Below are 22,828 nucleotides of genomic sequence, written 5' to 3' on the forward strand. Positions count from 1 at the left end.
ACTACTAATAGTGAGCGGTGTTTCACTAGAGATACGAAATAGACCATGTCTGGTTGAAATATATCATAAAATTAACTAAATTCACAATAAAAATAGCTTTGCATGGACAAAGCTATTTTCTCGGGGTGAACACAAAACTATTAGTAGTTATTAAAGCAATTTTATTTTAAACTTATAAATAAAATATGTAAAGTTTTCCTCAATAGGTTAGACAAAAAAAGCCCTCCGAAGAGGGCAAGCTCATTCCTTTAGAAAAGGAGTTAAAATGAAAAATTTTTGTATGATATAGTTATACTAACCCCTTTTACATATTTTGTAAATATTTTCTCAATCTGTTGGACAAATACTTATGGACCCTGATGGATTCGAACCAGCGACCGGACGGTTATGAGCCGTCTGCTCTAACCTGCTGAGCTAAGGGTCCGATTAAAAAAAGCCCTCCAAAGAGGGCCAACCTATTCCTTTAGAAAAAGGAGTTAAAATGAAAAAGTCTTTTTCGTATTAGGGTACTTTAATACTAATCCTTTTTTAATAAATTGTAAAGCCTTTTTATGCTATAAACAACAAAAAAACTGCCTTATTGGGGCAAGACAGTTTTTAAGTAACGTGAAAAATTGTGGTTGAGCAATTACATTCTAATACTTACCGCCTAAATTGTAAAGCGTTTTCATGCTGATTTTACTGTATAAAAAATTTTAGAGCTCCTATTATTACACTTATAACGGCTATAGACGTGCCTATAAACCATTTTATATTTGCGCTTTTTTGTTTTCTTAGTTCTTCTTTAAAAGTAAATATACTGGTCTCAATTTTATGATCAATGTTTGATAGCTTTGTCTTTAAATTTGATTCAGTAGAATCAAGTTTTCTTTCAATATTTTTACCCATAAATCAATTTTTCAATACTTGGCGTATACAACCAAATAAACTCATCGGGAAATTGAACATGAGATAATGTTTTACCTGCTGTGTTTACTTGTTCGGTAATAATCCCTACCGAAGCTGGCTGAAAAGCGAAATAATCCCCCACGTTTAACGTTTGGTCGGGCGTATTTTCTCCGGTTCCTGGATCAATTTTATCGATATAAGCGACATTAATTCCGTTATCCGTCCAATCAAAGTCTGGTTGCCCTAATACATCATTTTTTACTTGCCAAATACCATTCAAAAACTGTAAATCGTCTACTCGGTAACCATAGCGACGTTTAGGTTTTGGTGCTGGTTTTTCTTGGGCTAATGCTTGTACTTGCGGTCCTGGTTGGCTATTATTCACAACACTTGCCCGATAAATATAATAATAGGGGTATCCGTTGGCTCGAGCGATTTCATCGACATTATTAATCGTTACACCATTATAGCCGTAATTACAGTGAATAATATTTTCTTGGTCATCATAAAAAATACCAGTGTGTCCAAAAGCACCTGAACTTTGACCTTTTTCTCCCCAAATAAAAATATCCCCTTTTTTAGGTTCATAGGTTGGTTGGTTTTCGAAAATTAATTGATACCCATTTTCAATAAGGTACGCATGCATACTATCAGTATTGTATAGCCAACCTGGCTTAGTTCCTCCTGCTAACTGAACAGCACGAACAACCGTTCCTGAACAGTCACCGGTACCGTCAGAACCATCCCGACTACCCGTCATAGAATAACAGATACCCTTACGCTTTAATTCCAACATGTAATCAATCGTTTTTTGTATGCTCACAGTCATTTCTACTTCTCCCCCTTATCATTGTTTTGTTTCTCCGGAAAATATTTATCTTTCTTCGCTTCAATTTCATCTTCTAACCATTTAAATAACCACATTGGAAAAAAATCACCCCAACCTAAGACCACGATATTAGCCATTAGGCTATAAAAATTATGATAGATAAACGCGCCGGTAAATACAGTGAAAATTAACGCCCCTGTACCTAGTAAATAATCAAAACCATACGCGATAAAACAACACAATAAAATGATAAAATCACGAATTGCAGAATCAATCATCGTCGTGCTATTTTTTCTTTTTTGCGTAGATTTTTTGGCCAGTCGACCACCAACTAACCACTCAATCACAAATAAAGTCATTAAAATACCTAATAAAATCACATGCTCTAAGCGCAGCTCTTTCCCTGTCACCCAACCAGGTATGGCGAAAGAAATTCCCCCGGTTGCTGCGCCTATCAGCCAACTTTTATCCGTTACCATTTTGGTCCATTGCTGAAGCAACATTACTAATACATTATTCATTGGTTTCCTCCAACTAAATAAGCGACCGGTAGGTTGTCCCACCAGTCGCTATTTTTTATTTCGTTAATTCTGATAAATCTAAGTCGATTAGAATATTGATCACTTGTTGACGAAGTACTTTAGGTACATTTTCGATTTTACGTTTCCCTTTAATGATCAACGTTGCGTAAATCATAGCCATTTCAGCCACCTCCTTCCGCAATAAATAAAAAACAATCTTAGTCTGCAGCTTTTGCATCCAAGATTACTTGTACTTGTGTTTGTAGTTTTTTCGGGACATCATCAAGTGTTTTCTCTCCTTTTTCAATTAAGGCGACATATATTTTTATCATTCTGTAGTACCTCCCGCTATCATTTCATAAATTTCAGCGATTGCTAACTGCGTATCCGTTGTTTCTTGCCTAGTCTCAGTGATCTCGGCTTTCAATGCTTTGTTTTCCGCTTCTAACAATTCTAATTTAGTTGGTGGTGCTGGTTCAGGTGCTGGCACATTATCCGGATCATGAATGAGTGTTTGACCGTCAAAACGCCAATTAGGAAAGTCCAGCGGTTCTTGTTCTACTTCTAATTCTACTTGGTCCGGCTGCTCCATTAATGAATAGCCATCTAAATAACCTATTTTGTTTTCAATCCATATTTTCATTCGCTTACCTCCTAAACTTCCCATATTTTAACTAAAACATATTTTTTAATTCCAACACCTGTCGCAATTGTAGCCGGCGCATTTACATCATTACCAGTAATGGTAGTGTCATTAATATAAAGATATTTTCCATAAATTTCTTTACTTCCATATCCGCCAACGTAACAGTTTGTTCCTCTACCTGCATTCTGGAGATGTTGCTTAGGAATATACGTAAAACTAAATTGTGTATCTTGTACTGTGCTTGTTGTGCTATATTCTTGCCACTGTAAAATAATCCCGTTGCGGCATTTTGATAACGCCTTAGATAAAGTGATGCTCATCGGACCACCATACCAGCCACCTACCCATAATGGCTTTTGTTGCGGCTCAAGCGCGACTGTTTGCCAAGCTTGCCAGTTTGTACCATCAAATCGTCGGCTGTTTAACTGTTCATTGCCTATGAAGAACTGGGCTAACGAGTTCATGTTTCCTGCTTGTTGAACCAGTAAATTGCCATTAACAGCTCCCGCTGGTCGATTAAGCCCCGTTGCGCTGTTAACGGCATACATTCCTGGCGCTTTAATTGTATTCCAATCCTGGGCGGTAATTCGCTCTTTTTTGGCCACTAATGCATCAGCAAACAAACTATCTGTTTCTGTCTTAGAATAAACGTTCTCTAATTTAGCCTTATCCGTTGAAGACATTAAGCCACTAGTAACTGCTGTAGCATTCCCTGGATTTTTTTGAGCGCCAGCCTGAATACCGTTTATTTTTAATTTATCTGCAGCAGACATTAGGCCATTTGATAACGTTGTTGCTAAATCCTTAGACGCTTTTTCATTCCACCCTATTTTTTCTGCATCTGTCACAAACCTATGTGTAACATCTTGTGTAATTATTGTGGCTGGGTGACTAATTGGGTGAACATATTTATTAGCTCCCATTGCTACCGAATCCAATTTTGCTTTATCTAACTTAGTCATTAAACCATCATTCAAATTAGTCGCCGGTGTAATTGTCACTTCTTCGATTCCGGCTTCTATATAATTTAACCTTTCAGCAGTGACTACTGCTCCTGCTTGAATATTTTCTTCTTCCGATTTTAATTCATCGTATGGTAGCCATGTTTGCTTTTCATAAGCCATTTATTCACCCTCTTTTTTTACGTTTTGTTGCTGTTCTAACACTGTTTTCAAAATAGCATTATCATATTCTAACTGGGAAATTCTTTTTAAGAGTTTAGGTACCACTGCTTCAAGCTCAATTTCAAAATTTTTCTCCATAAACTATCTCTCCAATAATTTTTCAATTTTATTAATTCTTGTTTCTTGCTCTTCAACTATTTCAATCAGCTGTTTATTCGTTAGGCTATTTAGCATAATTTGTTTATTCATATCTAAGCTTAAGTAACTTGAACTGCTTTCCAGCGCACTCAAAAAAGGTGAGTACTGAGCAATCAAGCCTAGTTCTCGCTTAGCATTTGGTTGTTTACCTGGATCTTTACTTCGATAGTTTTGTTTTCGATCAAATTCCACAAAGTTAAGTTTCTTTGTTTCTTCAATACCATTTATCGTAGTGTTCTCAATGTTTTCTTTCAGTCTGATATCTGATTGGTTTAAAATAGAATAACCATTCATGTTTAAATTAGAATAAAAATCTAACGGTACATTGTTATAAACTGTAAAAGCAGAAGTAACACCTGTGCTTTTTAGGTAGGCATTGACAATCTCTCCAGATCCCCCTACATAAGCACCTCCCATTATTAATTTTGAAATATGAGCACCGGCAGAAGACACAGCAAACTTTCTAATGTATTCAGTGGCTGAAGCACTTTCTTTTACTGAATATGAGCCAATATTCCCAAATTCTACATTGATAGCGATTTCTTCTTTACCAGAAACTTTATCATGTCCACGACCCAAATTACCCAACGGGACTGTTGAACCACTTTTATTAAGGTTTACACCCGATCTATCTAAATACATCACTTCTACGCCATTTCCGTCATTAACAGCAAATTGAAGCGCGTCCATTGAGGAACGTAATACATCGTTAAAATAGGTCTTTACTGTTCCGTTAGACATAACTACTTTGTTAAAGCTATCCGTGCTTAAACTTGTGATGGTACTACCAGAAATAGTTACACCATTTATTTTTATTGCCGTCAATATTCCTGTGCTTACAGCGCTAGCATCAAGATTAATCACACGAATTTTCCCAGCATCTAATGTCCCTGCATTGATCGTTCCAGCATTAACTGAGTAAATCATGGCGGCAGTAATTACTGCATTGTCAATCTTAGTCTCATTTGTTAACCATAGTTTAGCTCCTTTTATTTTGAGCCATTCTTTACCTTCCATTTCACTACTTAGGTTAATAGTTTTGACAATTTCATCTTTCGGGGTAGAGTTTTCAATTTTATTCTTAATGTCTACATCTAAAGCAGTCGATGTTTGCATTACCCATTGACGATCTTTATATACCCAAATTTCTTTATCTGGTCCATTCGGTTTAAACCAAATATCACCTTCTTTTGGATACATCGGTTCGTCTATGCCATCATATACATTATTTTCACCTGCGGCATCAACTCTATAATATAAGTCATCTATCTGTCGCTGAATAGGTCCCTTAAATTGAACAGCTTGTGAAGAAACTGCTTTAGTATCGGCTACGCTAGTTCCTTTTAGCCCTCCTCTATATTCCAAAGAGTAGCTGAGATTAGGACTTTTAAATTTATTCCCCTCTCTATCTACAAAAGTGATCCAGTCTCCAACTTCAAGTGCTGGATTACCCCGCCAAGAAAGATTAAAAGGATAAAAATTTAGGCTTCTTAATTTTACATATAAATCATCTAGTAATGCTTGAGTCATAGAGTTATTAGCTATTTTTATCTGCGCACCTTTATCAGATCCTGCTTTAAGAAATATTGATTCACTGCTATCTTCTTCATCAGAACGGACTTCACAAGAAATACCACCGATTCTATATAATAATTCATTTTTTCTTAGGCCTTTCATAAAATACTCACTAGGTGTTATTTCAACTATTGGATCTACTAATTTCCGTATGGTTAACAAACCATCTCTATTAAAATGAGCATACCCACATTCAAACTGAGCTATCATGCCAATTGCTTGTCTATACGTACAATTTTTAGGCGTTTTTATTTTAGTTGTACTTAATCCATTGAATGAAGATAAATCAACTCTGATGCCAGCTCTATTTGCGATATCAATTGCAATATTTCTAATTGTTTCCATTTTAGGCAATTCTGACTTATATATTCCTTCCATATAAACAAAACTATCTGAAGCTTTTATCATAGTCTTTTTTTCATTTCTATCTGGATCCGATTCGGTAATATAAAAAGTGCCCATATTAACATACTCGTATTCAGTTGGCCTATATCCAACTAATTTAGCGGTACCTACCTTAGCAATCCCTAACTTTGCTGGAGCAATCGAACCGATGTCACTTTTTGCATCATGAATAACAACCCCTAGTTCAACTATAATTTCATCCATTTCCTTAAATTCTGGAATTACTGAACAAAATTCTACCTCTAAAGAGTTGGAATACGTAGAACCAATTTGTAGACTCTCACCAACCATTGCACCATAATTGAGTTTTAAAGAATAGATATCATTGTCTGTATACACTCTATTTTTTGTAGTTATACGAGCAACAATTTTTCTATCGAGGCTTTTTATTTTCTCTAAGAACTTTTCTGATACTTTTATCATATTTGCTCCTTTCTGCCTACTGCTCAATAAAGTCCATGCTTAGCCCCTCCCATTTTAGTTCTTCAAATTTACTATTCCATGAGTAAGACGGAGCGGTTCTATCCCCAACATAGAAAACTTTAATCCTTTGTCTTCCAATAACTGGATCAGGGTATTCAACTTGAAAAAAACTGCTTTTTACAGATTGTAAAAGAGAAGAGACCTCTGAATCACTCAAAGGCCCCCACTTCATTGTTAATTTTGTTTTTTCTGCTATTACATCTCGTACCATTTCACCATTAGCATTTCTACCGCTGGAATCAGCATCAATTGTTTGCAAACCTACTGCAAATTCTTTAGGATATCGAACAGATATTCCGTTAATTTTTAATATTCCAGACATTTTTTCACCTCTATATTTCAAGCGCATTATACCCGAGTTTTCGGTTATACTCATTTATTTTAGAAATAGCAATTCTAGCAAATTCTTCGCCACCTATTTCGACAACAATATCTCCATTTGGTGCTTGCTGTGGTGTACCACCTATAGAACGAATCGCTAGCATAACACCATTTAGCATAGACTCCATATTTTGCTGCATCCCGCTTCCTTCATAACATGTTGTTTTATCATTGGCTAAATTAAGATTAGGTTTCGTAAATGCGGTTGGCTTAAAAACTTCCGGCATACTTAAACTCGTATCCGTCCAATCAATCCCTAAATAATCAATCGCTTCTTCTATTAATTTCTGAGCGATTGTTGGTTTTTCCATAGGAATTATTAATTCACGCTTATTTCCTTCACCGAGTCGATAAAGCCCTTCTTGATTAATCCAACCACCATTTTCATAACCAACAATTCTATGTCCACTCGGTCCCCAACCGCTATGTCCATAGGGTAAATCATATCGCCAATTGGAATTATTAAAAAATGCCATCAACTGATGAAACCCATTAAATATATCACCATATCCGGGCACTTTGTAAGCAGCAAATGTCTGTGGAATGTATTGCAATAAACCCTTAGCTGGGTTACCACTAGCTGTATTTACATCCCAAACAGCACTACTTTGTATAATGCGTTGGTTTCCACCAGATTCACGTTGAATTTGCGCTAAGATTCCATTTACTTCGGTGTTAGTTATTGATTGATGCATCAAGCTAGCAGCTCGTTTGATTTGTTTCGCCCAATCGCCACCATTAACGGATGAGAGGGTATCCATATGTTTCTGATAACTTTCATTGTACTTTTTAGCCACCCAATCCTCAGATCCATTAGCCGTAGTCGCGATTGATCCTTTTGACACGGCTAAGTTTGGTTGTCCTACATTATTCAGTTGAATATATTTTGAAATTGCAGCTGATAATAATTTAGATGGATCGGAATCATAGGACCAAATATCTGAAGAAATTGCTTTTACTCGATCCCATCGCTCATTAAACCAATGTCCAACACCATGACTATATGCTGGTATATCGCTTGTTAGTTTAGACGTTCGTTGGCCATCTAAGACAGAAGAACCTTTTGGTAAATAGACCAACATATTTCTTATTTTAGGAAATACACCTTTCTTACCATCTGGTGTTTGATACGCTTCTTGGTAATTGATTCCTGGGGCATCATTCACTAATGCAAGACCTCCAGGATGAGTACCAGTTCCTTTTGCATAACTAGGAATGCCCCAACCTGACAAAGCATAACTGCCAGCACCAACTGAGCGTAAAACCCAGTTAATTCCATTAACAACGCTATTCACTGCACTACCGACAATATTTACCATCCCTCGTGCAATGGAAGAAGCTGCGTTTCTAATAGCTTGAACACCATTACTCAAGCCCCTAGCAATTCTATAAGGTAATTGATTTGCCCAATGAGCAATAGAATTAAACGTAGAAGCAACGATTGACTTCAAGCCTCCTAGAGAATTTACTAGATTATTCTTGAGAATCCAAAAAGCATTAGAAGCCTTGTTTTTCACATTATATGCGTGATTAACAATCGTTGAATAAACTGCGCTCCAAGTTCGATTTGTACTACTTTTTATTGTATTCCAAGCATTTTCAATGGTTCTTGCTATTTCTCTAGTTTTATCTAAAATTGTACGATTAGTTCCATGCCACGCTTTTGTTGTACTTCCTGCCACTTTGTTCCAAGTGCTGGAAGTTTTATCCCCAACTGTTGACCATCCTTTAGATACAGCTGTTTTTGCTGTATCTACCGCTTCACTAACGCTCTTTTTAGTACCAGTCCATGCTTTAGAAGTCCAACTTTTAATGTTATCCCATGCTCCAGAAGTGGCTTTTTTCACATCAGACCATTTAGAAGAAACCCATTGCTTGGATTTGTCAACGGCTCCGCCAATTGTTGTACCAACATTAGACCAGGCATCAGCAGTCCATTTTTTAATATTTCCCCAGGCCTCTTTTGTTTTTTCTTTAGCACTGGTAAAAAAACCGCCTAAAGCTTCTAATGGTTTAGAAACTAGAGATTTAATACCATTGAATAACCCTTCCATTAAGAATCCACCAAAATCGGCAAAAACTGTAGATGGGGAATGAATACCAAATAATTTTTTGAAACAATCCGTAATCGGCTTCCAAACATAATCATGAAAGAATGTTTCTACGCCTTCAATGATACTGTTTAAACCTTTTTTTAATCCTTCCCAAATATCTTTGCCAAATTGTACGAAAGATTCAATAACATTACTAAAAGTACTACTTATATGCGCCCAAATATCAGCTACTAATTGTTTAATTGATTCCCATACTTCACCAGTTATTCTAGTTAAATCATTCCACTTTTCACCAACCCAAGCGCCTAATTCCCCAGCTTTTTCCATGATGGCATCCCAGTTTTTCCAAAGTACCACTCCTATTGCAATAGCCGCTCCTATCGCTAGCGTTATCGGTCCTCCTAAAATACCAACTACTGTCCCAATTGCTGTTCCTACCGCAGAAAGCACTCCACTAAGACCACCAATACCAGAAAGAAAAGTGAAGATTTCAGATATAACTTCAACAACTTTTGCAACAGCTCCTATTACTTTAATCGCTCCTACAAATGTTCCAAAAGCTATAACGAAATTTGAAAAACCTTCTCCGTGTTCAGAAATAAAGTCACCGATTCCGCTTAACGCATCACCGATTTTTTTCAACACTTCAACAATAACACCGCCGGTCCATTCAGCAGCTGGTTTTAGTATTTTTTCCCATAAAAATTTAAAAGCAGGTTTAGATCCTTCAATTACTCCGTTAACAAAAGTGATTACCCCTCCTAAAGCATCCAGAAACACCGGTATCAAATCTTCGATAGCATAACTTGCTAGCGGTAATAATACATTTTTGTAGAACCATTCCAATCCCGCACCTAGATTGTCAGTTAACGGTTGTAAGGATTCTAACAGTATTTTCACTGAATTCAATAACGGGGTGAAGTCTAATGTTTTAGCCCATTCTTCGGTGGCCTGCATTATCTTATTTATATGTTCGAGTAAAGTATTAATCACACCTAAGATAATAGAAAATATCTCTTTACCTGTATTTCCTTGAGCCCAAGCTTTTTTTAATTGCTCCGCAATATTCCCTACCGCTTTAAATATGTTTGTGAATATTTCTAACAAGTTGGCTGCGATAGATTCACCTGTTCCGTCATTCCACGCATCTCTAAATGCTTGAGCGACCAAATGCAACAGCTCTAGTATTCTATTCAACAGATCAAATATAGATTGTATAAGGGCTGTCCCTCTACCATCGTCTTCCCACGCTCTTCTAAATGCGCCTGCAATGTCACCAATAATAGATAATACATCTGCTAATAGAATCAGAAGGTTTTCAATAAAACGTTGCCCTGTACCATTGGTCCACACTTCCATGAATGACTTACCTATAGCCTGTACTAGGCCAACAACTTCTTTTAAGGCGTAGTTCCAAGCATCGATTACTTTTTTACCTTGGTTGTTCCAAGCAGCTTGAAATGGCTTGAAAAAATCCTGCAGCGTATTCATAAAGCTTTCCATCCATGCTGGTGGAGCATAATCACCTGTCGCTGCTCCAAAATCTATCCCAGGCCTTTTAGGTGTATCTAAGGAACTGTCATTATCATCGTTATTATTTAGAGTCAATTTATTGATCTCGTCAAAGCCCATAAGTGAACGTTGCATTTCTTTAATCTTTTTCTTGTTTTTATCTGCAGCTGTTCCTGTTTCATTCATTGCTTGGATATTTTGGTATAAACCAGTCGCCCCTTGTTTTGCGGCTGAATACGTTGTGCCAAACAAAGTAGCTATAAAACTAGCTATATAGCCAGTTACTTTTGCTAGAGCTGACATCAAAGCATTGATTGCAGGTAGAATAGCTGTATAAATAGGATAAAAAGCTGTTAACAAGTTTACTTTAATTTGATTTAATGATTGACTAAATTCTTCATTCGTTTGTAAAGCGGACATCAAACCTCTACCCATCATTCTTAATCCATGATAGATTAGTGAAAAAATAAACACCTGTTTCACTATCCGGCCAATTCTACGTCCCATATGACTAAATCCTTGAGACATTTTATTTGTTCTTCTCTGAATTTGCGAGGAACCTCTAGAAAAATGATTTTTAAACCTATTGAAAGAACGTGTTGCAAAACGAAATCCTTTACCTAATGCTAAACCAATTCCGCCGGCTATAAGTTTCATCCTTGAAAATGCGCCGCGTGATTGTTCGATATTACGGCCGAATTTACGCATTCCTGAACCTGCAGTCTCAGTTTGGCGAGTTTGTTTTTTTAGTTGTGTGTTGATTTTAGCGATAGCTGGTGCTAAGGATTTTGAACGATCTTCCACCATAGCATAAGCTCTTTGTAAAGCATCGTTGTCTTGTACTAACTTATTCATTTTAGCGGATTGTCGTAATATTTTTTCTTGGATTTTTAACGATACCCTATTATCTTCAGTACCTTTAAATCCGTTCTCAAAACTTCCTGATGGCGTTTTTGCTTCTAAATATTCTGTTTTCATAGATTTAATTCTTGAACGCATATGCTCAATTTGAGCTTCATTTTGCGCCATTTTATTCGCAATGCTATCCAGCTCTTGCGGTAAAGTGTCGAATTCTTCCTTCATTGATCGAGCTAATTTTTTTGCTGCTTCATGATATTTAGTTAATTGTGCCTGAGCAGTAGCAATTTGGTCATCATACTTAATTTGATTTTTAGTATTACCGCTTTCTACTGAGCCTTGTCTTTGCGCTTTTAAGAAAGCGATTTTCTCTTGTTGTGCTTTCGCTTGACCCATTTTAGCATTAATTTCATTAATCATTGCGTCAATATCTTTGCTAATATTTTTACGTCCTTTAGCAACTCCTTTAGATAAACCAACTCCAATATTACCTGACGAATTTTCGGCCTGTTTTTCCATGAAAGCTAATTGCTTTTTAAAAGTAGTGTTTAGTTGCTCCATTTGACGTTCAAGCTTACTTTCTGTTTTAGAAATATCCAAACCTTTTTCAATTTTTTCTGTCTCTTTTTCTACAGTTATTCCCATTCGTTTCATCATTTTTTCAATAGTTGGCATTACTTTTGCAAGATTTTTCTCAATCTTTTCTGCATTCGCCTCAATAATTACTTCAAGTTTTTCTAGTTCAATTGTCATCGTCTCCACCCCCATTCTTATTCAAGCGTTGTTGTAATCCTAATAAAGACTGCATAAAAATAGCGCGATCTGTTTCCATATCATATGGCTGCTCAGAAATTGGTAGTTTATCTTCTTCTGATTTTAAGAATGGATACATTTTTTCTGCCTTTGGCATTTTATCAGGCTTATTAAAAGCAAATGCATTTAATTGTGCTGCATTATAATCAAACATTGCTCGATTTTTCATTTCTAACTCATAGCGTTTTTTATTAGCCGTCACTTGCTTGATAATCTCATCGTAAGTCATTGTCCAAAATTCATTTGCGGGTATGCCCCATTCTATAGCGATAGGCTCCATATCCAGCAGCAACTCAGTAACTGTCTGATAATTCTTTACATTTCGAAGTCCGTGGTCGGTTCGTCGAAATTCACCGTTGTTTCTTTGTTCGATTTGTCTTCCTTCTCGTCTTTGTTTTTCCCGAAAAAACCACTTTCGTCTAATAATTCCTGCAAGATAGTAATAATATCCATAGTAGTATTCCCTTCTGCTAGGAATTTGTCTACTGCATCAAAGATATCTTGGTCTTTGACACCTGAAGTTTGATTCGCTCCTTGCAATACAATTAGTACTTTTTTAAGGCTTGGCATCCCTAACCCACCTTTACCGTTCATAAACAGCCCCATCAAAGATTCATCTAAGCGATTTTCGATAGTATAAATTTCTTTTGTACCTAATCGTAACTGTAAAGTTAAGTTTCCTAATGTTACTTGTTTTGTATTTGGCATTTTAATTACTTTATTCATGAACTATACTCTCCTCTATTGTTTATTAATAAAACAGGGCAGTTTCTAATATCTGCCCTGTTAACTTTAAAATTTATTAATTGCTGATTAAACGCTCGGCTTTGTGATAGCTGTAATAGAAGCTGGCGTCACAACTGGTGCTTTGTTTACTACCACCACTAATGAGAATCCTACTGCAGAGTTAACCTCTACTCCATCTAGTTTATAATCTGGTTCGCCGGTAAATTCTACTTTCATACCATCTGGATAAGTAATAGTAAAATCATAGGCTTTACCTGCTTTTACCATGGCATGAATATCTGAAAAATTCTTTCCTTGATAAACAATGGCGAATTCTAAATTTTCTGTATCTTGAATTCCTTTGATATATTCCTTGCGCTCTGAACTTAAATTTGTTACATCGACTTTTTCTGGATCAGATCCGATCGCTGGAATAGATTTTACTGCAGCAATCACTTTGGTTGTTGCTCCATCTTTATAAGACAATACAGTCCCCTTAGAAAGTAATCCGGCCATTTCGCCATCTGCAAATTTTTGTAAATTCATTGTTAACATTTTGTATCCTCCTATTTTTATTTTTGATAAACAAAACGGGTACCATTATCAATAACCGCTGAATATTCACAGATTTTTCTTATTAAACCCGCTGTATTCGCATCGGTAACTGTCCCAATAAATCCTATATTTTTAAATGCTTGATCAACCTGATTTATGATTGTACCTATTAAGTCAGTATAGCTATCCTCATATATTTCTATGGTTACAGTCCAATAAGACTGCACTTCTTCTTTATTTATATCTACTACATGAGGTGTTCGTTTCGTCTTAAAAACTGCCATCGGAAATATTTCCCATGACTCAGGATATTCCTTAACCACTTTTTCCAACTCTTTAATATCTGATAAAAGCTGAAAAGCTGCTATTTCCATATTAAAAATAGTCATTTAGCTAGCTCCTTTAATTTTAAATTGATCTTTTCTGTGAATATATCCGGAGCTTCTGCCATTCCTTCTTTAAGAGCTGGATATAACCATGGACGCGCTGGTTGCCCTCTTGTTAGAAAGAAATCCACCCCTTTGATGCTAATCCTTAACATGCCGTACAGAGCTTCTAAATCAGGGGCATCTTTAGCTGGAATAAACCAAGGTCCTTGTGAATAAACGGGGATAACCGCCGGTGGCAAATCTTTTTGGCTAGCTTCTCCAACCGGCCCCGTTCCTAATTCACGATACAATCCTTGTTTTTTATCCGTCCACACATGAGCTACGCTTTTGGAATCAGTCATAACAGCATCTTTTTTAATACTACTTGAAAGACTTCCACTACCATTTTTGATTGAACGTTGCACATTTTGAACTGCTCTGCCTTGAACGAGTTCTGCAGTTTCTTCTGTCGCATTAAATGCTGCCTCTGAAATTGCTTTAGGCATCGCTTTTATTTTTGTTCGTAAACGATCTAGTCCCTTTATAGTTACTCCCATCCAATCACAACCTCTCAATAAGAATATTCTTATGGCTGGAAAATGTAGTAATAGCAACTATTTTATAATCTGGTTGTTCATTTTTTGAAACGTTTAAACAAACTCCCCAAAGTTCATGTTCACCTTCATTAATTTTGTTTCCTTGATACTTACAACTTTTGACTGTATTTAGTTTATTTCCATAAATTTGTGCAAGAACAGTCCCTGTAGCTGGTTGAATATTCATTTCAATTTCTGTAGGTTTATCTGAATATATTGTCATTTCTTTTCCGGTGGAATTTTGCGTAAATAACACTTCTTTCAAATAAATTTTTTTGAGATTTTTTTGACTTAATTTCATAGAAACTTCCTAACTTTAGCTACGCGGTAACGATTTAATTGAGCTTTAATCGCTTGTGGAAGTCCTGTTTCAAACGTTTGAGAAATACCACCTTCACTACGAGCCGTTTCTCCTTCTGTTCCAGCACGATTGTATTTGACGATCAATAACTCTTTCACTGCATTAGCCATATTTCCTACTAAAACATTCCTATTACAATAATCAAGCACCATCGCCATACAATCGTTCAAATCATCAGTTAAAATTCGTTTGTCTTTTTCTTCCGTAATCGATAATTTGCGTTCTAATTGTTCTTGTAATTCTTCTAGTTTCGCTTCGTTAACAGGATTCATCTTGACCTCCTCCTAAACAGTTAGGTTATTTTCAATCATTAGTTTGATCAAATCGGCTCGTTCAATGGTTTCATCAAATTCAATCTTTTTTTCACTAAGAACTTTTTTCATTGAGTCACTCCTGACTCCTTTGAAAGGATCGCTTGTTTCATTTTCTCTTTCATTGTCTTGTTCCTCTGACTCAAGATTTTTGATGAAAGTAACTTTGCCGTTCAATTCATAGTCAGAAAGGTACTTCACTCTTTCTTGATCTACCTCATCAGAAAAAGGATAACCATCACCTTTTTTATAGTGATGGTTATCTTCAATAAATTCAGATAAAACTTGGTAATACATAGTCGTTCCCTCCTAAGGTTTAGCAACAGCATCTAAAATATACACTTTTTCCATATTCTCAAAAGTTGGCAGAGAAAGCATAGATACTTTTGTTTCAACAGTAACAGGATCTTCTTCCGTCATGGTCGTGATAGCTACACCTGTATCAACAATAGATACATTACTCTTTCCATTCGTCATCAAATCGGATTCTTCTGGCGTAGTCGCAAACGCCGTCGTCCCTAAAGGTGTTCCTGGTAACAAAACAAATTTATCATCAGGGATAAATTTAGTTGCTGCACCTTGTTCGTTTTCATATAGTTTGTCATACAATACAATATCAATTCCTAACTCATTGCGGAAGAAATCAATGACTTTTTGACGACCAAGAATAATATCTCCACCGCCAAAAACAGAGATTGTTTTATTTATTTTTTTGTTTGCTACAATCTTGTTCAACGTGGATAAATTAGTGACTGCACGCGTTGGTGTTTCACCTGTATCTAATTGAATTTTTTCAATTCCTTTTTGAATATCATAAAAAGGATCTGAGCTATTTACGTCAGACCAAGATACTTTTACATTCTCCATATGTTCTTGATTAAATTCGTAATCAAGCTCATATTTTTGACCATTCCCTGACAACTCAGCTTTACCAGTTATTAATAACTGCATACGTGCTACTTCGCGGGTAACCGCAGCGCCATAAGTCAAATCAGTGATATCATCAAAAATCTTTTTCAAAATAGTGTCAATCATCAATTGGTTTCCTGAAGCCATAACTAAGTTCAATTGTTGACGTAGATTTTCGTCAACAAATTTAGACTCTTTGAAGAAACCAAGTTCTGTTAATACTTTGTCAAACTCTTTACGTCCACGAGGGATTGCTCGTGCCCCAAATGCTGATGGTTTCAACATTTTAGGAGCTCCTGTTGAACCTTTTAACCATTTAATTTCTGTTCCTAGCTGTTTGACCGATGGAAAAAGTTCTTCCCCAAGAAATGGAGGTAATGTTTGTTGTTTCTCTGTCCAGTAAGCAGCAACTTCTGGTGCTGTAACCATCGTATAAATGGATTGTTCAGCAAAAAGTTGTAAATCCATTGATAATTTATTATTCATTTATCTATATCCTCCTAAGCATTTCGTTTTACGAATACGACTTTATTTTCTAAAGCTTTTTTCGCAGCATCATTAATTGTTAATTTAGCATCTAATCGATTCTCATTCACAAAACCAAACACTAACACTGTTCCGTTTTGAGTACCTGCAGTTACATCCACTTCATAAAGCAATACTCCCTGCGTTTGTGTGGCATCCGTATCCGTATTCGTTACTACTAATTCAGCCATCTCGTTATCCAAGAAACGAGTAGTTCCGCCAACTGGTGTTCCTGCTGGAATGATTTTACGACCGTTAGTATCAGCTGTTACGCCATCCGCTTTGATTTGAGCACCAAAGGCTTGGAATAACGTTGGATTTGCTAAAATCTGATGAATATTTTTTCCTTTTGTTACCACTGTCCCTAGTTTTGCCATATTCTTTGACCTCCTAATTAATTTTTAAAGAATTTACTTTTTGTATTTTTTAGCGAGCTCTCTTGTGCTAAGCGTTTACCTAAAGAACCCTTTTCTAAAGAATTATCTAAGTTATCCCCGATATTTGGTAATTCAGCAGAGTTTGCTAAACGCTCATTTACTGCCGATTCAACCGCTTCTCTAAACGATTCGGCTATTGCTTGATACGCTTCTTGTAACTGTTTCTCTTCACCACCATAGAGCGGCTTTAGAGCGCCTGACAATGAATCAGGTAACTTATCTTGTGCCAAGCGTTTAATCGTGGTAGCTTCGTCCTTTTCACGCTTCAAAGAGTGCCGCTCGGCTTCTAATTGATCCCGTTCTTGTTGCAATTCGTACTGCGCTTTTTCTTCAGCAGTCATTTGTCCTTTTTTTTCAGCTTCTTGAATACGTTTGTCGGTTTCTTCTTGCCATCGTGCTTGTGCAGTTTCTAGTGACTTACTTAGCTTCGTATCAAACCAGGAATCTAATTCCGATTGATTTTTAAAGGAAATAGATTCCTCGTCTTCTGTCCCATCACCGTCTCCCTCTTCAGCAAACAATTGTAAATTCATTTTGATTAACGATTCTTTGCAAAGAGATCGAACAAAGCGTTGCATCTTCTGATTACTTTTCATCATAACTAAAACTCTCCTTACCCATGCACACTCAAAACAGGCATAACAAAAAGCACCCCACCCACGCTTTCGCCCAGACACAGTGCCTTACCTTTGATATTCTATTTTGAATCCACACACGTTTATTTTGCTCACTTAATTTGTATTGCCCCAAGTAGCAATGGGCATAAAAATAGCACTTGATCGCGTGTTAACGATTAAATGCTATTAGTTAATTATTTCGATTTCTTTTATTTCACTTTCGTTGAATCCAACATATTTATGTTTATTAGTTTCAATTGTAATTTCATCATAAAGTTCATCATCAGTATCAAGCTTGCCAGTGAAACCATTACAGAATCCACTTAAAACTTGATTGTCAGTAAATGTGACTTTTATTTTCTCTCCAAGATATTGATGAAGATTCATTCTTGATTTCTCCCTTCATAAGGAACGATGTGTGTTCGTTTTTTTGAGTAATGTATCTTAAAGTAATTTGTTTTAATTTCATTACCTTGATTGACTGCTATTCCTTCAAAATCTTTAGCGTAAACTATTTCTTTGTTACTTCTCCCGGTTCTATTCCTTTCAACATTCCCAGTACCAGCATACTTATCAAATAAATCTTGAACGTCCACATCATCATTGAAATAACTCTTACCTTTGCCAACAGTTAATTTCATATGTGGTGCTTGTTTTTCAGGATTGATAACTGAACCGTATCGACCATCTTTCAAACGAGATTTAACAAAGTAGTTATCTTTGAGTTGTTCCCAACCTTCACTGTCATTATACTTTATTTCTTGGTACTCTTCCAATGATTTTGGACTGTAACCCTCACCTAATATATCTTTTAGTCGTTTCAAATCAGCAGTGTCTTTCTTTCGATTGATGATTTTTTTCTTTTGTAGCTCTATTTCTTCGGCAGAATACTTTTCTTTAAGTTTATCCATCCAATCATTGTATGTTACGCTTCGATTCATGGTAAACGTTTTGTCTGCTATGGGGTCTTTAACTGTAAGATTGCCACTTATGGTTCTTTCCCCATAATAAGCGATTGCCACTGTCCGGCACCATGGATGGAACGGTGGATACGTCCCCTCAGCCCCATTTACTACAGCCTCTGAAACCAGATAAACCTTCCCGTCTTTCTTTTGACATATACAAGAAGTCCGTAAATCTAGCACGGCTACTAACAGATACTGTTTTACGCCTCTATCGCGCCACGCCTTGAGCTTTGCTTGGTTGGCCATGTAATTGGCCTCAGTCCTTATTAAACGCTGAGCAACGCCAATTGAGCGGTCAAATTCGGTTGCTATCGCTTTAGCCATTTCAAACTCGGACATACCCGTCATTGACTCGACCGTTAAGAGTTCTTCTAAACGTTTCGCTAATACTTCGGTATCATTCCAAATACGCTTAGAGTAATTGGATCCATGCCAATGAGAATCAAGTATATTTTGGGTGTATTTAGTTGAAAGCTCCTTGAATTCATAGTCAGTAGTTCTATACTTAGGATCATTCCAAACTTCTATAGATATACCACGTTTTTGTGCTTGTTTGAACGTCTCTATTTGCGACTCATACTTTTGACCATTCCACACATGAATCATAGAATCCGATTTTGCTTGTTCAATTTGTTGAATTACCGCTTCAGCAGTAGCTTCATTATACGAATCATGAATGACATCAATATAAAAATCAGTCGCTTTATCTAACTGCACATCAGCAATTTGTTTGGAAACCAAAAAGGACTTGGCTTTCAAGTCTTCTGCTCGTGTTATTCGTTCTTTAAATGCTAATGCATTCAATCGTTTTCTAGCTGATGATTGCAGATTAGGATTAGAGACGTCATCAGCAAGCTTTTTAAGTTCTACTAGTTCATCTGCCTGAACAGTTTGATTAAGCAGAACTCTGATTTCATCCTCATTCATTCCAGATCGTTGTTTGGCACGATTAAATAATTTTCTTACTTGTCTGGTTAGATAACTTTGAGCATGTCGGTATGCCACAATAACTTTTTGTTCAACTTGTTGTGCAGTATCATTAATTTTTTTCTCTTGTTTGATACCACGATTAAGCCAATAAGAATTATCTTCCTTTTGTTTTTTTTGAGCCATTTAATCAGCTCCTTACTCCTCAACGATCTTTACTTTTACATTTTGCGGGTACTCTTTAGCGATTGCTGATAATCCATCATAGAGTAACCTTAAACAGAGTAATTCTTTAATACTTGCATCCAAAATAAAGAATCCTCCTTCACGTTGGAATGTACGGCCGAGCTTTTTCAATTCGTTTACAATAGTAATATACAAAGAAGATACCCCCGCACAAACAATATCTTGCCCAATATCCGCAAATTCTGCGTGGCCTTCTACTTTAAACCAATAAAGTTCATGATTTTTCTTTTTGAATGTCGCTTTAATCATCGCGGTCTGCTCCTTTCTTCCAAGTAAGAAAGCAAAACGGCGATATAAGCGGTTAAAGAAAACATCGCATATTCAAATCCTGCTAATTTATGAATAATGAGAGCTGATATAAACAAGCTTAATCGTCGAAACATTATTTTAACTTCTGAACTACTCCCTTTTGTCATTATTTTCCTCCTCTGGTGGATCGTCTAAGTCTGAATGACTATCTTTCGACTGTATACCTAATGCTTTTGCTTTCATTTTTATATTTTTTTCCTTTTGTTCCTCCAATAGATCAATCACTTCTTTTGGATCATCAATATCATCTAACCAACCTAAGCTGATAAGCAATGGGATAAATTCCTGAGAATCACTAATTTGTTTGATAATATCTGCTCGATTAATTGGTAGATTTGGCTTGAACTTAATTGTCACACCTTCAACATCAACATCTTTACCTTTAACTCTTAGGATGTTTTGCAAAAGTCGTAACCTTTCTACGATTCCATCTTCTAAATAGCCAATTTTGATTGATAAAACTAATAGTAATCCAAATAACTTATATTTCATGGCTTCCAATTTGTTATCGTAAAGGCTCTTTATCCCCTACTTCTTATAGTTTCCTATAAGTTCAGACTATCTCATCACCTGCAACGCCACTTGTTAAGGTGTCGGATTTCGTGGATATTTCTCCATACAAAAAACAACTGAAATTAACAGTTGTTCGCTTAGGATACTTTATCTAGTCGTTAAACCTGCTACGTCTTTCGAGCGTAGATTGGTAATTGATTAGCTTGTCGTTTTCTTTAACCATCGCTCATGATGAACTAAATTGTATTCAGAGGGTTCAAGACCTTCTTTTTTGATTGTGTAATACCTGTATCTTAAAGTAGGAAAACCTATATCATACTTTTCTCCTATAATATCTAAGTGCTCTCTCAAAGCTATTCCGTTAACCATTACATTTCTTCGAGTATTTCTTAGATTAGTCGTTGGAGTAACAAATCTACAATTATCAGGACCATAATTTTTATCATTATCTATCCTATCCAGTTGAAGTTCTGGTTTAAATCCATTCTCTTCACACCATTGTAAGAACTTGTTTATATCATGCCATTCATATTCTACTTTTATACCTCTACTACCGTAATGCTTGTATGCACTCTTTTTAGGATTGTAACATCTCGCCATCATTCCGTTATAAGTGTCATAGGCTGGATGAAATCTCATTCCGTGCTTAGTGTTACGTTTGACTATAATTTCCCTAGACAAACATCCACAAGATTTAGTATTACCAGTTTTCAGACTGTTCATCCTTACTTCTTTTTCATTTCCACAATCACATTTTACCCAAGCGCGCATAATTGCTTTCTTACCTGGTTCTTTAGTTGAATACGTTTCTAGTACAGTTAATCTACCGTATTTCATCATAAACACCTCCAACATCATTATAACATATAAGACGTTGAGTAGGTTATATAAATTAAGATTTAGCCTTCCAATTTTAACCCGATTTGCTCTAAGCTATTTCTAGCCTTAGGGGGCGAATTTCACCCGATATATTACCAGCGAAACTATCATCATTAAGATTAGGAACATACGTTGTTTTGTGGAAATCATCTAATAAAGAATTGGCTAGTGTCTGAACTTCTGACTCGGTAAAGGTATTCGTGGCATATTCTACGTCCCCACCTTCCTTTTTTGATGGTCCTTCTACAGCCAATGTTCCGTTGATTTCATTAGGCTTTTCATCTGGAAGACTAAAACCAAATAGAAACATGATCGCCTTGACAAAGTTTTCTTTATCTTTAATTCGGTCATTCTGCAAAAGGTTATACTTATCAATTTGAGAAAGCTGTTGTTCATAGTCACCTTGCTTTTCTTCATTGTTTCTAAACTCAACAACAGGTACTTCTTGATAAAAATGTTCTTTGAACTTAGGCTTATCTAATAAAGCATCCTCAGATAATTTTTTGTTTTTTGATTTATAGCTGATTGTTCCCTTTTTTGTAATGACTTGAATTTCCCAAAATTTTTTTCGTTTCAAGTCCTGTTTTTTAATCGGTCTAATAGCAAAAAGCTTTTGCCTTTCAACTGTATCATCCACAACAACGATCATCCCACGTGGGTCAATCCAAGCTATCTTAGGGATCGTCTCGTTTTCTGTCCCCGGTTTAATTGCCAAGTAGTGTAACTCAGTTCCAATTCCCATCGTCGACAAACCTTTTTCAAGTTCCTTATCGTGCTTTTTCACTTTCATGGTGTCAAGAGCATCAAGAATTGGTTGAATATTTTTCCCTTTTGCACCTGTATAGGAAATCGGTGCTCCTACAGTAAAGCCAACCATCAAATCTGTAACATACTTCGCATTATTAACGAAATACTTATCCAAATCATGAGGTGTTTTATCTGAATTTCCACCTAGCTTATGTGGTTTTCCTTCGTAGTAATCAAAAAGCATCTGAAGTCGTGGAATCTCTTTTTCATGTTCTTCAATACAATAATTAATTACGTCAAAGCTAGGATTGTTTATATCTCCTGCTAGTTCACGATCAATTGCAATTGCCAATCCATTCACCCCTTCCGTTTGTTATAATTTCCTTATCAGTAGTGGTCACTGAAATAATTGATAAGGAGGTGCCAAAATGAATAAATCTGAACTCGAAAACTTAATTATCAAAAATATCGACAAAGCCAACAAAGAAATTGCGGATGAAGGCTATTGGGATATAGTATTAAAAAAAACTTAAAAATACTAGGTAGTGAT

General features: G+C 36.1%; 28 protein-coding genes, 1 tRNA gene and 1 pseudogene. All 30 read right to left on the reverse strand.

The window, feature by feature from the left end; all coding sequences use genetic code 11:
- Window positions 1–350 precede the first annotated feature (350 nt).
- Window positions 351–424: transfer RNA gene (locus tag IGI80_RS01400), tRNA-Ile, on the reverse strand.
- Between the two features lie 456 nt (window positions 425–880).
- Window positions 881–1,717, reverse strand: a complete 837-nt coding sequence (locus tag IGI80_RS01405; protein WP_438722456.1) for a lytic exoenzyme target recognition domain-containing protein — start codon at window positions 1,715–1,717, stop codon at window positions 881–883.
- Window positions 1,718–1,719: 2 nt separating this feature from the next.
- The gene (locus IGI80_RS01410) at window positions 1,720–2,238 is read right to left on the reverse strand and encodes a phage holin family protein (RefSeq protein ID WP_438722458.1); all 519 of its coding nucleotides are present in this window, start codon (window positions 2,236–2,238) and stop codon (window positions 1,720–1,722) included.
- Between the two features lie 55 nt (window positions 2,239–2,293).
- The gene (locus tag IGI80_RS01415) at window positions 2,294–2,419 is read right to left on the reverse strand and encodes a CD1375 family protein (RefSeq protein ID WP_438722459.1); all 126 of its coding nucleotides are present in this window, start codon (window positions 2,417–2,419) and stop codon (window positions 2,294–2,296) included.
- Window positions 2,420–2,456: 37 nt separating this feature from the next.
- On the reverse strand, window positions 2,457–2,570 hold the full coding sequence (locus IGI80_RS01420; protein WP_438722460.1) for a CD1375 family protein: 114 nt from the start codon (window positions 2,568–2,570) through the stop codon (window positions 2,457–2,459).
- Entirely contained in the window at window positions 2,567–2,881 is a 315-nt protein-coding gene (locus tag IGI80_RS01425) for a hypothetical protein (RefSeq protein ID WP_438722461.1), read from the reverse strand. Before IGI80_RS01425 ends, IGI80_RS01420 begins: the two co-directional genes overlap by 4 nt.
- An 11-nt stretch (window positions 2,882–2,892) precedes the next feature.
- The gene (locus IGI80_RS01430) at window positions 2,893–4,008 is read right to left on the reverse strand and encodes a pyocin knob domain-containing protein (RefSeq protein ID WP_438722463.1); all 1,116 of its coding nucleotides are present in this window, start codon (window positions 4,006–4,008) and stop codon (window positions 2,893–2,895) included.
- Window positions 4,009–4,146 carry a hypothetical protein gene (locus IGI80_RS01435; protein WP_438722465.1) on the reverse strand — a complete coding sequence of 46 codons (138 nt, stop codon included), beginning with the start codon at window positions 4,144–4,146 and terminating at the stop codon, window positions 4,009–4,011.
- A gap of 3 nt (window positions 4,147–4,149) precedes the next feature.
- Window positions 4,150–6,609, reverse strand: coding sequence for a tail fiber domain-containing protein (locus tag IGI80_RS01440; RefSeq protein ID WP_438722466.1), 2,460 nt, complete (start codon window positions 6,607–6,609; stop codon window positions 4,150–4,152).
- Between the two features lie 16 nt (window positions 6,610–6,625).
- Window positions 6,626–6,991, reverse strand: coding sequence for a DUF6711 family protein (locus IGI80_RS01445; RefSeq protein WP_438722467.1), 366 nt, complete (start codon window positions 6,989–6,991; stop codon window positions 6,626–6,628).
- A gap of 10 nt (window positions 6,992–7,001) precedes the next feature.
- The gene (locus IGI80_RS01450) at window positions 7,002–12,227 is read right to left on the reverse strand and encodes a phage tail protein (protein ID WP_438722468.1); all 5,226 of its coding nucleotides are present in this window, start codon (window positions 12,225–12,227) and stop codon (window positions 7,002–7,004) included.
- Window positions 12,217–12,516, reverse strand: a complete 300-nt coding sequence (locus IGI80_RS01455; RefSeq protein WP_438722470.1) for a hypothetical protein — start codon at window positions 12,514–12,516, stop codon at window positions 12,217–12,219. Before IGI80_RS01455 ends, IGI80_RS01450 begins: the two co-directional genes overlap by 11 nt.
- 86 nt (window positions 12,517–12,602) lie before the next feature.
- Complete coding sequence (locus tag IGI80_RS01460; protein ID WP_438722472.1) at window positions 12,603–13,013, reverse strand: DUF6096 family protein; 411 nt, start codon at window positions 13,011–13,013, stop codon at window positions 12,603–12,605.
- An 87-nt stretch (window positions 13,014–13,100) separates the two neighbouring features.
- Window positions 13,101–13,568 (reverse strand): phage tail tube protein, encoded by a 468-nt coding sequence (locus tag IGI80_RS01465; protein WP_438722474.1) that lies wholly within the window; start codon window positions 13,566–13,568, stop codon window positions 13,101–13,103.
- Between the two features lie 17 nt (window positions 13,569–13,585).
- Window positions 13,586–13,957 (reverse strand): hypothetical protein, encoded by a 372-nt coding sequence (locus IGI80_RS01470; protein WP_438722476.1) that lies wholly within the window; start codon window positions 13,955–13,957, stop codon window positions 13,586–13,588.
- Window positions 13,954–14,493 carry an HK97 gp10 family phage protein gene (locus IGI80_RS01475; protein WP_438722478.1) on the reverse strand — a complete coding sequence of 180 codons (540 nt, stop codon included), beginning with the start codon at window positions 14,491–14,493 and terminating at the stop codon, window positions 13,954–13,956. The genes IGI80_RS01470 and IGI80_RS01475 overlap by 4 nt, the downstream gene beginning before the upstream one ends.
- Window positions 14,494–14,497: 4 nt before the next feature.
- Window positions 14,498–14,833, reverse strand: coding sequence for a hypothetical protein (locus IGI80_RS01480; protein ID WP_438722480.1), 336 nt, complete (start codon window positions 14,831–14,833; stop codon window positions 14,498–14,500).
- Window positions 14,830–15,165, reverse strand: coding sequence for a phage head-tail connector protein (locus tag IGI80_RS01485; protein ID WP_438722481.1), 336 nt, complete (start codon window positions 15,163–15,165; stop codon window positions 14,830–14,832). The genes IGI80_RS01480 and IGI80_RS01485 overlap by 4 nt, the downstream gene beginning before the upstream one ends.
- Before the next feature lie 12 nt (window positions 15,166–15,177).
- Window positions 15,178–15,501 (reverse strand): hypothetical protein, encoded by a 324-nt coding sequence (locus IGI80_RS01490; RefSeq protein ID WP_438722482.1) that lies wholly within the window; start codon window positions 15,499–15,501, stop codon window positions 15,178–15,180.
- Window positions 15,502–15,513: 12 nt separating this feature from the next.
- On the reverse strand, window positions 15,514–16,599 hold the full coding sequence (locus tag IGI80_RS01495) for a major capsid protein (protein ID WP_438722483.1): 1,086 nt from the start codon (window positions 16,597–16,599) through the stop codon (window positions 15,514–15,516).
- A gap of 14 nt (window positions 16,600–16,613) precedes the next feature.
- The gene (locus tag IGI80_RS01500) at window positions 16,614–17,015 is read right to left on the reverse strand and encodes a hypothetical protein (RefSeq protein WP_438722485.1); all 402 of its coding nucleotides are present in this window, start codon (window positions 17,013–17,015) and stop codon (window positions 16,614–16,616) included.
- A gap of 17 nt (window positions 17,016–17,032) precedes the next feature.
- Entirely contained in the window at window positions 17,033–17,674 is a 642-nt protein-coding gene (locus IGI80_RS01505; protein WP_438722486.1) for a DUF4355 domain-containing protein, read from the reverse strand.
- A 204-nt stretch (window positions 17,675–17,878) separates the two neighbouring features.
- Window positions 17,879–18,079, reverse strand: coding sequence for a hypothetical protein (locus IGI80_RS01510; protein WP_438722487.1), 201 nt, complete (start codon window positions 18,077–18,079; stop codon window positions 17,879–17,881).
- A complete protein-coding gene (locus IGI80_RS01515; protein ID WP_438723395.1) occupies window positions 18,076–18,516 on the reverse strand; it encodes a polymorphic toxin type 50 domain-containing protein in 441 nt (146 codons plus the stop codon). The genes IGI80_RS01510 and IGI80_RS01515 overlap by 4 nt, the downstream gene beginning before the upstream one ends.
- 24 nt (window positions 18,517–18,540) lie before the next feature.
- A pseudogene (locus IGI80_RS01520) lies at window positions 18,541–19,770 on the reverse strand (minor capsid protein); the annotation flags it as partial.
- Between the two features lie 12 nt (window positions 19,771–19,782).
- Complete coding sequence (locus IGI80_RS01525; protein ID WP_438722489.1) at window positions 19,783–20,079, reverse strand: ribosomal-processing cysteine protease Prp; 297 nt, start codon at window positions 20,077–20,079, stop codon at window positions 19,783–19,785.
- Entirely contained in the window at window positions 20,076–20,246 is a 171-nt protein-coding gene (locus IGI80_RS01530; RefSeq protein WP_438722491.1) for a hypothetical protein, read from the reverse strand. The genes IGI80_RS01525 and IGI80_RS01530 overlap by 4 nt, the downstream gene beginning before the upstream one ends.
- Window positions 20,230–20,631: a phage portal protein gene (locus IGI80_RS01535; protein WP_438722493.1), complete on the reverse strand. Its 402-nt coding sequence runs from the start codon at window positions 20,629–20,631 to the stop codon at window positions 20,230–20,232. Before IGI80_RS01535 ends, IGI80_RS01530 begins: the two co-directional genes overlap by 17 nt.
- A 219-nt stretch (window positions 20,632–20,850) precedes the next feature.
- A complete protein-coding gene (locus tag IGI80_RS01540; RefSeq protein WP_438722494.1) occupies window positions 20,851–21,492 on the reverse strand; it encodes a hypothetical protein in 642 nt (213 codons plus the stop codon).
- An 88-nt stretch (window positions 21,493–21,580) separates the two neighbouring features.
- Complete coding sequence (locus IGI80_RS01545) at window positions 21,581–22,630, reverse strand: phage portal protein (RefSeq protein ID WP_438722495.1); 1,050 nt, start codon at window positions 22,628–22,630, stop codon at window positions 21,581–21,583.
- Window positions 22,631–22,828 lie beyond the last annotated feature (198 nt).

This window comes from Enterococcus sp. DIV1420a, from assembly GCF_051712165.1.
Taxonomy (GTDB): Bacteria; Bacillota; Bacilli; order Lactobacillales; family Enterococcaceae; genus Enterococcus; species Enterococcus faecalis.